The sequence below is a fragment of the Pseudomonas sp. RL genome (assembly GCF_000647775.1).
Lineage (GTDB): Bacteria > Pseudomonadota > Gammaproteobacteria > Pseudomonadales > Pseudomonadaceae > Serpens > Serpens flexibilis.
This window is the reverse complement of the sequence record NZ_JBOY01000010.1, coordinates 40,508-54,290: the sequence shown is the minus strand read 5'-3', so window position 1 is coordinate 54,290 and position 13,783 is coordinate 40,508. Positions and strand designations below refer to the sequence as shown.

At 65.1% G+C, this 13,783-nt stretch carries 12 protein-coding genes and 1 tRNA gene; 10 read left to right on the top strand and 3 right to left on the bottom strand.

Annotated elements, in window-relative coordinates:
• Positions 1–17 precede the first annotated feature (17 nt).
• The 4 genes from AS93_RS0102910 to rpoS all read left to right on the top strand — a co-directional run bounded on the left by AS93_RS0102910 (position 18) and on the right by rpoS (position 3,573).
• Positions 18–656, top strand: coding sequence for a protein-L-isoaspartate(D-aspartate) O-methyltransferase (locus AS93_RS0102910; protein ID WP_051587318.1), 639 nt, complete (start codon positions 18–20; stop codon positions 654–656).
• Between the two features lie 16 nt (positions 657–672).
• Positions 673–1,614 carry a DUF368 domain-containing protein gene (locus AS93_RS0102905; RefSeq protein WP_027589190.1) on the top strand — a complete coding sequence of 314 codons (942 nt, stop codon included), beginning with the start codon at positions 673–675 and terminating at the stop codon, positions 1,612–1,614.
• Positions 1,615–1,663: 49 nt separating this feature from the next.
• A complete protein-coding gene (locus AS93_RS0102900) occupies positions 1,664–2,482 on the top strand; it encodes a peptidoglycan DD-metalloendopeptidase family protein (protein WP_039606384.1) in 819 nt (272 codons plus the stop codon).
• A gap of 89 nt (positions 2,483–2,571) precedes the next feature.
• Positions 2,572–3,573: an RNA polymerase sigma factor RpoS gene (gene rpoS / locus AS93_RS0102895; protein ID WP_027589188.1), complete on the top strand. Its 1,002-nt coding sequence runs from the start codon at positions 2,572–2,574 to the stop codon at positions 3,571–3,573.
• 62 nt (positions 3,574–3,635) lie between these two features.
• Here the strand turns inward: rpoS and AS93_RS0102890 are convergent, their stop codons facing one another.
• Positions 3,636–3,992 (bottom strand): rhodanese-like domain-containing protein, encoded by a 357-nt coding sequence (locus AS93_RS0102890; protein WP_027589187.1) that lies wholly within the window; start codon positions 3,990–3,992, stop codon positions 3,636–3,638.
• 81 nt (positions 3,993–4,073) lie between these two features.
• Between AS93_RS0102890 and AS93_RS0102885 the strand changes: the two genes are divergently transcribed.
• The 4 genes from AS93_RS0102885 to AS93_RS0102865 all read left to right on the top strand — a co-directional run bounded on the left by AS93_RS0102885 (position 4,074) and on the right by AS93_RS0102865 (position 9,488).
• Positions 4,074–4,964, top strand: a complete 891-nt coding sequence (locus AS93_RS0102885; RefSeq protein WP_027589186.1) for an AEC family transporter — start codon at positions 4,074–4,076, stop codon at positions 4,962–4,964.
• Positions 4,965–5,306: 342 nt separating this feature from the next.
• Positions 5,307–6,512 carry an acetyl-CoA C-acetyltransferase gene (locus AS93_RS0102875; RefSeq protein ID WP_027589185.1) on the top strand — a complete coding sequence of 402 codons (1,206 nt, stop codon included), beginning with the start codon at positions 5,307–5,309 and terminating at the stop codon, positions 6,510–6,512.
• A 14-nt stretch (positions 6,513–6,526) separates the two neighbouring features.
• On the top strand, positions 6,527–8,671 hold the full coding sequence (locus tag AS93_RS0102870; protein ID WP_027589184.1) for a 3-hydroxyacyl-CoA dehydrogenase NAD-binding domain-containing protein: 2,145 nt from the start codon (positions 6,527–6,529) through the stop codon (positions 8,669–8,671).
• Between the two features lie 88 nt (positions 8,672–8,759).
• Positions 8,760–9,488 (top strand): amidotransferase, encoded by a 729-nt coding sequence (locus AS93_RS0102865; RefSeq protein WP_027589183.1) that lies wholly within the window; start codon positions 8,760–8,762, stop codon positions 9,486–9,488.
• Between the two features lie 9 nt (positions 9,489–9,497).
• Here the strand turns inward: AS93_RS0102865 and AS93_RS0102860 are convergent, their stop codons facing one another.
• Together AS93_RS0102860 and AS93_RS0102855 are read right to left on the bottom strand one after the other, a co-directional pair.
• The gene (locus AS93_RS0102860) at positions 9,498–10,241 is read right to left on the bottom strand and encodes a 1-acylglycerol-3-phosphate O-acyltransferase (protein ID WP_027589182.1); all 744 of its coding nucleotides are present in this window, start codon (positions 10,239–10,241) and stop codon (positions 9,498–9,500) included.
• A 108-nt stretch (positions 10,242–10,349) separates the two neighbouring features.
• The gene (locus tag AS93_RS0102855) at positions 10,350–11,039 is read right to left on the bottom strand and encodes a crotonase/enoyl-CoA hydratase family protein (protein ID WP_027589181.1); all 690 of its coding nucleotides are present in this window, start codon (positions 11,037–11,039) and stop codon (positions 10,350–10,352) included.
• Positions 11,040–11,278: 239 nt separating this feature from the next.
• On the opposite strand from AS93_RS0102855, the gene AS93_RS0102845 reads away from it, so the two are divergent.
• Together AS93_RS0102845 and AS93_RS0102840 are read left to right on the top strand one after the other, a co-directional pair.
• Positions 11,279–11,368: transfer RNA gene (locus AS93_RS0102845), tRNA-Ser, on the top strand.
• A 187-nt stretch (positions 11,369–11,555) separates the two neighbouring features.
• Positions 11,556–13,751 carry an OsmC domain/YcaO domain-containing protein gene (locus AS93_RS0102840; RefSeq protein ID WP_027589180.1) on the top strand — a complete coding sequence of 732 codons (2,196 nt, stop codon included), beginning with the start codon at positions 11,556–11,558 and terminating at the stop codon, positions 13,749–13,751.
• Positions 13,752–13,783: the final 32 nt, after the last annotated feature.

The following is a 13,783-nucleotide window of genomic DNA, read 5'->3' as shown; positions in this document are numbered from 1 at the left end:
CCCATCGCGGCATCGGGATGACTTCGCAGCGCACGCGGGAACGTCTGATCCAGCGCCTGTACGAAGAAGGCCTGTCCGATGCACGGGTGCTGGAAGTGATTCGTCGCACGCCGCGCCACCTGTTCGTCGACGAGGCCCTGGCGCATCGCGCCTACGAGGACACCGCGCTGCCGATCGGCCATAACCAGACCATTTCCCAGCCCTATATCGTCGGGCGCATGACCGAGCTGCTGCTGGCCGCTGGCCCGCTGGACAAGGTGCTGGAGATCGGCACCGGCTCCGGCTACCAGACGGCGGTACTGGCCCAGCTGGTGGAACGGGTATTCTCCGTGGAGCGCATCCAGGCGCTGCAGGACCGCGCCAAGGACCGCTTGCAAGAACTGGAATTGCGCAACGTGGTCTTTCGCTGGGGCGATGGCTGGGAAGGCTGGCATGCGCTGGCGCCGTACAACGGCATCCTGGTCACCGCGGCAGCCTCGCAGGTGCCGCAGGCCCTGCTGGATCAGTTGGCACCGGGTGGCCGACTGGTGATTCCGGTGGGCGGCAATGGTCATGATCAACAGCTTCTGCTGATCACCCGGGAGGAGCAGGGCTTTGTCCGCCAGGTGCTCGACCCGGTCCGCTTCGTGCCCCTTCTCAGCGGGCCGCTGGCCTGATTTGCATGGACGACACATGAAAGACGCGTTTCTGTTGTACATCAAGGGAATGGCCATGGGCGCCGTGGACGTGGTACCCGGCTTTTCCGGCGGCACCATGGCGCTGATCACCGGCATCTACGACCGGCTGCTGGCCGCACTGGCCGCCACGCCCCAGGCACTGGGGCTGTTCGTGCGCGGTCGCATCGGCCAGGCCTGGCAGGCCTGCGATGCCAGCTTCCTGCTGGTTCTGCTGCTGGGCATTGCCACCAGTATCTTCAGCCTGGCCAAGGGCATCAGCTACCTGATGGAGCATCACCCCATACCGCTGTGGTCGTTCTTCTTCGGACTGGTGATGGTTTCGGTCTGGCTGGTGGGGCGCGAAGTGTCCCTCTGGCGCTGGGACCGGCTGCTGGGGCTGGTCGCAGGCACTGCCTTCGCCATCTGGATCACCCTGGCGGCGCCGCTGCAGCTGACCGCTGATCCCGTGACCCTGTTCTTCGCCGGTGCCCTGGCTATCTGCGCGATGATCCTGCCGGGCATCTCGGGCAGTTTCATCCTGGTGCTGCTGGGGCTTTACCCAGCGGTGCTCGGCGCGCTCAAGAGCTTCGACCTGCCGGTGCTGGCGGTCTTTGCGCTGGGTTGCCTGCTGGGCCTGATGAGCTTTTCCCGCCTGCTCAGCTGGCTGCTGGAACGCGTCCGCGACCTGACCCTGGCCTTCCTGGCCGGCATCATCCTCGGTTCCCTCGGCAAGGTCTGGCCCTGGAAGCAGACGCTGACCTGGCAGACCAACAGCCGGGGTGAGTCCTACCCTTTGCTGCAGGAAAACCTGTTGCCGGAGCGTTACGCCGCCCTCAGCGGCCAGGATCCCCAGGTGCTGCTCGCCCTGTCGTTGGCTGTGCTGGCCATCGTGCTGGTGCTGGGCATCGAATGGCTGGGCCGCCGTACCGCCCCTGTCCGTCCGGGCCTGGCGGACTGATGAAGCGCAGGAGGTCGGCTTGAAGCGAGCGAAGCCAGGCTACCTCGGACTGCTGATCGGCGGCGCCGTGCTGGTCGCCGGGCTGCTGGGCGGTTGCGCCTCGTCTCCCCCTGGCGGGGTGCAGGTCATCGACCGCAACCAGAGCGCCTACATGCGCGAACCCTTGCGTCGCGGTCGCTATCTGGTTCGCCCGGGTGACACGCTCTACTCGATCGCCTTCCGCTTCGGCTGGGACTGGAAGACGCTCGCCGTTCACAACGGCATCGGTGCGCCCTATCTGTTGCGCCCGGGTGATTACATTCGCTTTGACGGTCCTCTCAAGGGCGAAACTTCCCGACAGACGGCAAGCGCGGCGCCACGCCCCCGTGCTCCTGTGCAGCCGGTTACCAAGCCGTCGCCCCCGCCCAGCCCTCCGCCGGTATCCAAACCCAGTCCCGCTGCGGTTGCCCGGCCCAGCGTGCCGCCGACGCCGTCACGCCCCCCGGCGAGTCGGTCAGCAACCGCCTGGACATGGCCAACGGCGGGAACTATGGTTGGGCGCTTTGCTCCAAACGGTAGTTTGAATAAAGGCATTGATATCGCCGGGGAATTGGGACAGCCTGTTTTCGCCGCATCGGATGGCATGGTGGTGTACGCCGGGAGTGGTTTGCGGGGCTACGGCGAGCTGTTGATCATCAAGCATGACGATGTGTATGTGAGCGCCTACGGCCACAACCGTAGGCTGTTGGTGCGGGAGGGACAGCAGGTCAAAGCCGGGCAGACCATTGCGGAAATGGGCTCGACGGGTACTGACCGGGTGAAGCTCCACTTCGAGATTCGCCGTCAGGGCAAACCTGTCGATCCACTGCAGTATCTACCGCGGCGTTGATCCGCAGCCCATCCCGCGAGCGGATGGGCTCTGGTGTACTAGGGAAAGTGCATCTGAGCTGTTGTCGAACTCAGTAAGGGACAATAACAATGGCACTCAAAAAAGAAGCGCCTGAGTTTGATGTCGACGACGAAGTGCTCCTGCTGGAGCCGGCCCTTGTTCTCGATGAAGTCGAGGAGAACGAGAAGTCCTTCGTCAGCGCCAGGATCAAACCGGCGACATCTTCAGCCAGGCAGCACAAGCACATCGACTATAGTCGGGCACTCGATGCCACGCAGCTCTATCTCAATGAAATCGGTTTCTCACCTCTTCTGACTCCCGAAGAAGAGGTCTACTTCGCGCGGCTGGCCCAGCGGGGCGACCCAGCCGGGCGCAAGCGCATGATCGAAAGCAACCTGCGCCTGGTGGTCAAGATCGCCCGTCGCTACGTCAATCGAGGCCTGTCGCTGCTCGATCTGATCGAGGAGGGGAACCTCGGTCTCATCCGTGCGGTGGAGAAGTTCGATCCCGAACGCGGGTTCCGCTTCTCCACCTACGCCACCTGGTGGATTCGCCAGACCATCGAACGGGCCATCATGAACCAGACCCGAACGATTCGCCTGCCGATCCACGTCGTCAAGGAGCTCAACGTCTACCTGCGGGCCGCCCGCGAGCTGACGCAGAAACTCGACCACGAACCATCCGCCGAAGACATCGCCAACCTGCTGGAGCGCCCGGTCTCCGAGGTCAAGCGCATGCTGGGCCTCAACGAGCGGGTGACGTCCGTGGACGTGTCGCTGGGGCCGGATTCCGACAAGACCCTGCTCGATACCCTGACTGACGACCGTCCCTCCGACCCGTGCGAGCTGCTTCAGGACGATGACCTGTCCCAGAGCATCGATGCCTGGCTGTCGGACCTGACCGAGAAGCAGCGTGAAGTGGTGATCCGCCGCTTCGGCCTGCGCGGCCATGAAAGCAGCACGTTGGAGGAGGTTGGGCAGGAAATCGGCCTGACCCGTGAGCGGGTTCGGCAGATCCAGGTGGAGGCGCTAAAACGTCTGCGGGAAATCCTCGAAAAGAACGGCCTGTCGAGCGAGGCGCTGTTCCAGTGAAGGGGTGATGACAACGAAACGGGGCGCCGCAGGGCGCCCCGTTTCGTTTGTACGCGCTGGACTCAGCGTTCGGCGAGCCGCACGCCAAAGTCCTGGTAGCCGCCGGCATTGATCACGTGGCGGTAGCCCATCTCGAGCAGGCGCTCCTGCGCCAGGGACGAGCGCCGCCCGCTGCGGCAGTAGAGCACGATGGGTGTGTCCTTGTCGGGCGCTACGGCGGCAATGCCCTCGGCAATGCGGAAATGCGGAATGTGCTGCGCCCCTGGCAGCGCACCCGCGGCGAATTCCTGGCTGGTGCGCACATCGATCAGCACGGCGCTTGGCCCGGCCATGGCCGCCACTGCGGCAGAGTGATCGATGGGGCCGGCCACTGCAGGGCCGCCGGCGAGCAGGGTGGCAGCGAGAAACCATGAGCGCATGGGAACCTCCGGCTACTGATGTCCCTGCCAGCATACTCCCGCGGCGTGATAGCATCGCGCGGTTTTTTCGCGGGTGTCGTCATGCTGGCCGAACTGTTCGCCATTCTGGCTCCGGTGCTGATCACGGCGGGTATCGGCTACGGCTGGGCCCGCAGTGGCCAGGAGTTTCCCTCCTCCTTCATTGCTCAGCTCACCCTGCGCATTGGTACGCCCGCGCTGGTGCTCTCCGCGCTTACCCGCACGCGTATCGAACCCGATGCCTTCCTGGAGATGGTGTTTGCTTGCGTGCTGGTGACCCTGCTGATGGGCGCCACGGGTTGGCTGATCAGTCGCCTGCTGCGCAAGGACTGGCGCATCCTGGTGCCTGCCTTCCTGTTCTCCAACACTGGAAACCTCGGCTTGCCCATTTGTCTGTATGCCTTTGGCGAGCCGGGGCTGGCGCTGGCGGTGGCCTTCTTCATCGTGCTCAGCGTCAGTCAGTTCAGCCTGGGTGAGCTGTTCTCGGGCGAGCGTTCCCTGAAAAAGGCCTTGCTCAATCCCACCCTGCTCAGCGTCGCGCTGGCCTTGCCGGTGGTGTTTCTGGAGCTGCAGCTGCCGCGCTGGCTGCAGAACAGCCTGGACCTGCTGGGCGGCATGACCATTCCGTTGATGCTGCTGACCCTCGGTGTCTCGCTGGCCACCATTCGCGTGCGCCACCTGGCCCAGGGCCTGGTGCTGGGGGGCTTGCGGGTGGGCAGCGGTGCGCTGCTGGCCTGGCTGGTCGGCACCGCGTTGGGCGTGCCGGCCCTGACCCTCGGGGTGCTGGTCCTGCAGGCGGCCATGCCGGTCGGGGTGTTCAACTACCTGTTCGCGCTGCGCGCCAACCGTTCGCCGGAGGAGGTGGCCAGCCTGGTGCTCTGTTCCACGCTGCTGGCGCTGCTGCTGTTGCCCGTGCTGCTGGCCTGGTTGCTGCCGGCCCTGCGCCTCAACTGAACAGACGCGGCAGATTGGGCAGCACCAGCACCAGGGTGACGCCGGCCAGGATGAATCCGGCATCGCGCAGTTTCTTCGACGATTTGCGCATGATCGGGGCCTCGATTCTTGTTGTTGGCACCCTCGCTTCGACTCGCCGGACTTCTACGGGGTTCTGCCGGTTGGCGTACACCCGCCTTGCCGCAGGCAGGAAGGGCGTTCCAGACGCTGCGCTGCAAGCCGCCATTCATCTGAGCACTGCCGTCAACCCGGCTGAGCGCATTGGTCATTGCCCAACGGCTCGCCGCGGCTAAGGTAGGACGAGCGCCGCATCGCCGGCACCTACAACAAGAGAGACAACCTATGACCGATGCCTGGATTTTCGACGCGGTGCGTACGCCGCGCGGCAAGGGCAAGCCGGACGGCGCGCTGTACAGCGTCAAGCCGGTGGACCTGGCCGCCGGACTGCTGCGCAGCCTGCGAGCACGCAACGACCTGGACACCGCCCAGGTGGACGACATCCTGCTCGGCTGCGTGACGCCGGTTGGCGACCAGGGCGCCGACATCGCCAAGACCGCCGCGCTGGTCGCCGGCTGGGACGAGCGGGTCGCCGGCGTGCAGCTCAACCGTTTCTGCGCCTCGGGTCTGGAGGCGGTCAATATGGCGGCCATGAAGGTGCGTTCCGGCTTCGAGGACCTGGTGGTGGCGGGTGGCGTGGAGTCCATGTCGCGGATACCGATGGGCTCCGATGGCGGCGCCTGGGCGCTGGACCCGGCCACCAACCTCGCGTGTCAGTTCGTGCCCCAGGGCATTGGCGCCGACCTGATCGCCACCCTGGAAGGCTTCAGTCGCGAGGATGTCGATGCCTTTGCCCTGCGCTCCCAGCAGAAGGCGGCACAGGCGCGGCGCGACAACCTTTTCGAGCGCACGCTGGTGCCGGTCACCGACCAGAATGGCCTGGTGCTACTCGATCACGACGAGTTCATCCGCCCCGATACCAGCCTGGAAGGGCTGGGCAAACTCAAGCCCAGCTTCGAAATGATGGGGCAGATGGGCTTCGATGCCACCGCGCTGCGCAAGTACAGCCAGGTGGAGCGCATCAACCATGTGCACACGCCGGGCAACAGCTCGGGCATCGTAGACGGCGCCGCGCTCATGCTGGTCGGCAGCGAAGCCAAGGGGCGCCAGCTGGGGCTGGCGCCGCGCGGCCGCATCATCGCCACGGCGGTGACCGGCAGCGACCCGACCATCATGCTCACCGGCCCGGCGCCGGCCACCCGCAAGGCACTGGCCAAGTCCGGGCTCTCCATCGACGATATCGACCTGTTTGAGGTCAACGAGGCGTTCGCCTCTGTGGTGCTCAAGTTCATGAAAGAACTGCGCGTACCGGAGGAGAAGGTCAACGTCAACGGCGGCGCCATCGCCATGGGCCACCCGCTGGGCGCCACGGGCTGCATCATTCTCGCCACGCTGCTCGATGAGCTGGAGCGCCGCCAGCTGCGCTACGGGCTGGCCACGCTCTGCGTGGGTGGCGGCATGGGCATCGCCACCATCATCGAACGGGTCTGAGCAGGGAGAACGCCATGAGCCAAGCCATTCGCTACGAAGCCGGCGCCGACGGCATCGTCCTGCTGACCCTGGACATGCCCGGGCAGAGCGCCAACACCATGAACGCCACCTACCGCGCCGCGATGGCCGAGACCCTTGAGCGCCTGGAAGCCGAGCGTGAGCAGATCGCCGGCGTCATTCTCACCTCGGCGAAGAAGACCTTCTTTGCCGGCGGCGACCTCAACGAGCTGGTCGCGGTTACCCGTGCCGATGCCGAACCCTTCTTCCGCATGGTGCAACTGCTCAAGCAGCAGCTGCGCCGCCTGGAAACCCTCGGCAAGCCGGTGGTCGCCGCGATCAACGGTTCCGCCCTGGGCGGCGGCTGGGAAATCTGCCTGGCCTGCCAGCACCGTATCGCCCTGGACGCGCCGGACGTGCAGCTCGGCCTGCCGGAGGTCACCCTGGGTCTGCTGCCGGGCGGCGGCGGCATCGTACGTACGGTGCGCCTGCTGGGCATCGAAAAGGCCCTGCCGTTCCTGCTGGAAGGCAAGAAGCTGCGCCCCCGCGAGGCGCTGAAAGCCGGCCTGCTGCATGAAGTGGTGGGCAGTCGCGAGGCGCTGCTGTCCCAGGCCCGCGCCTGGATCCTCGCCAACCCCGAGGCCACGCAGCCCTGGGACGCCAAGGGCTACAAGCTGCCCGGCGGAACCCCGAGCCACCCGGGCGTGGCGCAGATGCTGGCGATCGCCCCGGCCATGCTGCAGGACAAGACCAAGGGCTGTTTCCCGGCGCCGGAGAAGATCCTCTGCGCCGCCGTGGAAGGCGCCCAGGTGGACTTTGCCACCGCCGAGCTGATCGAAACCCGCTACTTCACCGAGCTGGCCACCGGGCAGGTGGCCAAGAACATGATCGGCACCTTCTGGTTCCAGCTCAACGAGATCAATGCCGGCCGGTCCCGGCCGTCCGCGCCAGAGCGCCGTCAGGTGGGCAAGGTCGGTGTGCTGGGCGCCGGCATGATGGGCGCCGGGATCGCGTACGTGAGCGCGGCCGCCGGGGTCGAGGTGGTGCTCAAGGATGTGTCCGTCGAGGCGGCGGAGAAGGGCAAGGCATACTCCGCCGGCCTGCTCGACAAGAAGCTGAGTCGTGGCCACCTGACGGCGGACGAGCGCGAGGCTTTCCTGGCGCGCATTCGCACCACTAATGACGAAGCGGACTTCGCCGGCTGCGACCTGGTCATCGAGGCGGTGTTCGAGAACCGCGAGCTGAAAGGCCGGGTGACCGCCGCGGCCGAAGCCGCCGCGCTGCCCGATGCGGTAATCGCCTCGAACACCTCGACCCTGCCGATCACCGGGCTGGCCCGGGCGGTGCAGCATCCGGAAAGGTTTGTCGGCCTGCACTTCTTCAGTCCGGTGGACAAGATGCCGCTGGTGGAGATCATCCGTGGCGAGCAGACCAGCGACGAGACGCTGGCCCGCGCCTTCGACTTCGTGCAGCAGATCCGCAAGACGCCCATCGTGGTCAACGACAGCCGTGGCTTCTTCACCTCGCGGGTGTTCGGCACCTATACCAACGAGGGGTTGGCCATGCTGGGCGAGGGCGTCAGCGCGGCGATGATCGAGAACCAGGCGCGCCAGGCCGGCATGCCGGTTGGGCCGCTGGCGGTCTCGGACGAGGTCTCGCTGAGCCTGATGGCGCATATTCGCGCGCAGACCCGCGCCGATCTCGCCGAGGAGGGCAAGTCGATCCCCGAGCACCCGGCCTTTGTCGTGATCGATGCGATGCTGGAGTGCCACCAGCGCCCCGGCAAGGCTGCCGGCGGCGGCTTCTATGACTATCCCGCCGGGGGCAAGAAACAGCTGTGGCCCGGCCTCAAGGAGGCCTTCGCCGAGTCCGCGCAGCAGCCGGAGGCGCAGGAGGTTCGCGACCGTCTGCTGTTCATCCAGGCCATCGAGACGGTTCGGTGCCTGGAGGAAGGCGTGCTGACCTCGGTCGCCGACGCCAATATCGGCTCGGTGTTCGGCATCGGCTTCGCCGCCTGGAGCGGCGGGGCGCTGCAGTTCATCAACCAGTACGGCGTGGCGCGGTTCGTCGCCCGTGCCCGCGAGCTGGCGGAGCGACACGGCGAGCGGTTCGCGCCGCCGTCCCTGCTGCTGGACAAGGCGGCCACAGGCGGGCAGTTCTAGTGCGCGGGGCCCGTCGCCAGGAGTGGCGGCGGGCCTGGGGCATCTGGTAGAAAGAGGGCGCACCGCACTGTCTTTCGAGTAACCCCTCATGCCCCTGCGTATCTGCATCCTCGAAACCGATCACCTGCGTCCGGAGCTGGCGGACACCTTTATCGGCTACGGCCACATGTTCAAGCAGTTGTTCACGGACCAGCCCATCGAGGCCGAGTTCGAGACCTTCAACGTCGTGGACGGCCAGTACCCGCCCGAGGATCGGCACTACGACGCCTACCTGGTCACCGGCAGCAAGGCCGACTCCTTCGGCACCGACCCCTGGATCCAGACCCTCAAGGACTACCTGCTCAAGCGTTATGAAAAGGGCGACAAGCTGCTGGGCATCTGCTTCGGCCATCAGCTGCTGGCGCTGCTGCTGGGCGGCCAGACCGAACGTGCGCAGCAGGGCTGGGGGGTCGGGCTGCACCAGTACCGCCTGGAGAATCGCGAGCCCTGGATGCAGCCGGCGCTGGAAGACCTGTCCCTGCTGATCAGCCACCGCGACCAGGTCACCCGTCTGCCGGAGAACGCCACTGTCCTGGCCTCCAGCGAGTTCTGCCCGGTCGCGGCCTTCCGCATCGACGACCGCGTGCTCTGCTTCCAGGGCCACCCGGAATTCGTCGTCGATTATTCGAAGGCGCTGCTCGATGCTCGCCAGGACATGCTTGGCGAGGTCCTGTATCAACAGGCGCTGGGCAGTCTGCAGGAGTCCCACCACGGCAAGGCGGTGGGCGAGTGGATGCTGCGCTTCGTCGCCCAGGGCCGGGACCCGCAGCCGGCTTGAGCGGCGAGGTCAGTGGCCGGCGGCTGAGGGGAGTGCAGCCGCCGTCTCGGCGCTCAGTTCATCGATCACCGTGCTCATGCGTGCACGGCAGCGCTCCATCAGCGCCGGCATGTCGTCGAGCGTCAGTCCGGTGGTGGCGATGGCTGGCAGCGCGCGTACCTTCACCCGCACGCTTTCCGGCCGGTTCAGGTCCAGCAGCTCGGTATAACGGCTGACGCACACCGGCACGATGGGGGCGCCGGCGGCAATCGCCATCTGGAACGCGCCCTTCTTGAAGGGCAGCAGCTCGGTCCCGGCGTTGCGGGTGCCTTCCGGGAATACCCAGATGGATACTTGCCGGTCGCGCAGGGCTTCGGTGGTGGTCAGCATGGCCTGCTTGGCGCGGATGGCGTTGCCGCGGTCGAGCAGCACGTTGCCGGCCAGCCAGTAGAGCTGGCCGAACAGCGGAATCCACTTCAGGCTCTTCTTGCCAAGGCTCACCGTGCGCGGCGGCACTACGCCGCCCAGTACGAACAGGTCGTAGTTGGACTGATGGTTGGCGACGATCACGCAGGCCTGATCAGGCTTGTTCAGTTCCTCGATATCGGCATCCACCCGGATGCCCAGGAAACGCTGGCTGGGCAGCGCGAACAGACGGGCGCAGCGCCGCGTATTCTCCGGGTTGAAGGGATGCAGGAGACACAGGAACAGGCCAGTCAGACTGGCCAGGGCGGAGTAGGCGCACAGCAGGAACAGGCGCAGAGCAGACAACATGGACAGGCTCGTGGCGATTCGGGCGGCTCAGTGTACGGATGTCCATTGAGCCGGGCAAATCAGGCGAAAGGCGAAGAGCAGGGGCCGTCGACCGGCCCCTGCTTGGGTTCAGAAGCCGTACTGCTTGTCCAGTTCGATGGCCTTGTCGAGGGTTTCCAGCAGGTCCTTGCGTACCTTCAGCTTGGTCTGGCGGTGGGCCTTCATGTTGATCTTCAGTAACTGGCCGGCTACCTCGCGGGCGGTAGCCATCAGCGCCTCCGGCTCGACCACGCGATCCAGGAAACCCGCGTCCAGGGCGCCCTGCGGATCGAACATCTCGCCATTGATCACCGAGCGCTGGAAGGCCGCCTTGCTCAGCCGGTCGCGGGACAGCTCGATGCCCACATGGTGCATGGTCATGCCGATCTGCACTTCGTTGAGCCCGATATTGAACGGCCCCTTGACGCCGATGCGGTAGTCCGAGGACAGCAGCAGGAAGGCGCCCTTGGCCACCGCGTGGCCCGGGCAGGCGGCGATGATCGGGTAGGGGTGGGCCAGCATGCGGCGCGCCAGAGTCGAGCCGGAGGCGACCAGATCCAGGGCGTTCTGCGGACTGGAGGTCATGACCTTGAGGTCGTAGCCGCCCGAAAGAATGCCCGGCTGGCCGGTGAAGATGACCACCGCGCGATCCTGCTCGGCGCGATCCAGCGCGGCATTGAAGGCGGCAACCATGGCCGGGGAAATCGCATTCACCTTGCCGTTGTTCAGGGTGAGGGTGGCGATGCCGTCGGCGAATTCGTAGGAGATCAGCTCACTCATGGCGGGTTCCTTGTTGGCAGTGGCGCTGACGTTAACCAGCCGCGGCGGTCAGGTAAAGCACGGTGACCGACCGGTGGGTCATGCGGGACGCCGTTCCACCCGTCTCGCCAGCCCCAGTGTTCGGATGGAACCCTAAGCGCATGAAAAAAATGAAGAAAATGAAAAATAAAATTTGCTTTTGGAAAAACACTCGACTAGATTAGCGGGCCTCGACGGGGTGAACGCCTCGATCGAGATCCGGTGAGGTGTCCGAGCGGTTGAAGGAGCACGCCTGGAAAGTGTGTATACGGGAAACCGTATCGTGGGTTCGAATCCCACCCTCACCGCCACTTTCAATACACAAAGCCCTGCAGATGCGGGGCTTTGTCGTTTCCGGGGTTTGGCTATTCCACACCAGCCCAGCTTCACCCTTCCTTGGCCTGACCGCTGGGGGTGAAGTGCCCTCCACGATCATTTCTTCGTGCTGCAAAGCCGGGATAATGGCGAACATTCTTTCTCGTATTCCGGTAGTGCCGCATGGAAATCAAGGTCAACTTTCTCGACAACCTTCGCCTCGAAGCCAAGTTCGATGACTTCACCGTGGTGGCGGATCAACCCATCCGCTACAAGGGCGATGGCTCAGCGCCCGGGCCGTTCGATTACTTCCTGGCTTCGTCGGCGTTGTGTGCGGCGTACTTCGTGAAGCTGTACTGCCAGACCCGCGATATTCCCACCGAGAACATTCGCCTGTCGCAGAACAACATTGTCGACCCGGAAAACCGCTACCAGCAGATCTTCAAGATCCAGGTCGAGTTGCCTGCGGATATCTCGGAAAAGGACCGCCAGGGCATCCTGCGTTCCATCGAGCGCTGCACGGTGAAGAAGGTGGTGCAGACCGGACCGGAGTTCGTGATCGAGGAAGTCGAGAACCTGGACGTCGATGCCCAGGCCTTGCTGCTGCCCGGCACGAACCCCGAAGCGAGTACTTATATTGCCGGCAAGGACCTGCCGCTGGAGCAGACCATCGCCAACCTGTCCGGCATCCTGGCCGGCCTGGGCATGAAGATCGAGATCGCCTCGTGGCGCAACATCGTGCCCAATGTGTGGTCGCTGCACCTGCGCGATGCGCACTCGCCGATGTGCTTCACCAACGGCAAGGGCGCGACCAAGGAAAGCGCGCTGGCGTCGGCGCTGGGCGAGTTCATCGAGCGGCTGAATTTCAACTTCTTCTACAACGACCAGTACTGGGGCGAGGAGCTCGCCAATGCGGCGTTCGTGCACCACCCGGACGAGTGCTGGTTCCAGCCCGGTCACGACGATGCGCTGCCGGCCGAGATTCTCGACGACCACTGCCTGGAGATCTACAACCCCGATGGCGAGCTGCGCGGTTCGCATCTGTACGACACCAACTCCGGCAATGTGCAGCGCGGCATTTGCTCGTTGCCGTTCGTGCGTCAGTCGGACGGCGAGGTGGTGTATTTCCCATCCAACCTGATCGAAAACCTGTACCTCAGCAACGGCATGAGCGCCGGTAACACGCTGGCCGAGGCGCAGGTGCAGTGCCTGTCGGAAATCTTCGAGCGCGCGGTGAAGCGCGAGATCCTGGAAGGGGAACTCGCCCTGCCGGACGTGCCGCACGAGGTGCTGGCCAAGTACCCGGGAATTCTCGCCGGCATCCAGGGGCTGGAAGAGCAGGGCTTCCCGGTGCTGGTCAAGGATGCGTCCTTGGGCGGGAAATACCCGGTGATGTGCGTCACCCTGATGAACCCGCGTACCGGCGGTGTGTTTGCCTCGTTCGGGGCCCACCCGAGCTTCGAGGTGGCGCTGGAGCGCAGCCTGACCGAGCTGCTGCAGGGCCGCAGCTTCGAAGGCCTGAACGACCTGCCTCAGCCGACCTTCGAAAGCCATGCGGTGACCGAGCCGAACAACTTTGTCGAGCACTTCATCGATTCCAGCGGCGTGGTGTCCTGGCGCTTCTTCAGTGCCCGGGCCGACCATGCGTTCGTCGAATGGGATTTCTCCGGCCAGGGCGAAAACTCCAATGCCGAGGAGGCCGCCACCCTGTTCGGCATCCTCGAAGACATGGGCAATGAAGTGTACATGGCGGTCAATGAGCATCTGGGCGCTACGGCGTGCCGCATCCTGGTGCCGGGCTACTCGGAAATCTATCCGGTGGAAGACCTGATCTGGGACAACACCAACAAGGCCCTGCTGTTCCGCTCCGACATCCTCAACCTGCACAGCCTGAACACCATGGGTCTGCGGGCGCTGCTGCGCCGGCTGGAAGACAGCGAGCTGGATGACTACAGCGATATCGCCACACTGATCGGCATCGAATTCGACGACAACACCGCCTGGGGGCAGCTGACGATTCTGGAGCTGAAGCTGCTCATCTGCCTCGCCCTGAAGAAGTTCGCCGACGCGAAGGAGCTGGTGGAAGCCTTCCTGCAGTACAACGACAACACCGTCGAGCGGGGCCTGTTCTACCAGGCCCTGAACGCGGTGCTGGAAGTGCAGCTGGACAAGGACCTGGCGCTGGAAGACTACGAGGTCAACTTCCGCCGCATGTTCGGCGACCCGCGCATGGACGCGGCGCTCGGCTGCCTCGACGGCAGCGTGCGCTTCTACGGCCTGACGCCGACCAGCCTGCAGCTGGAAGGGCTCGAGCGGCACCAGCGCCTGATCGACAGTTACCGGAAGCTGCATGCGGCGCGCGCCCGGGTCGTGGCGTAACGAGTGCGACGCGCGCCCGCACGGCGGGCGCG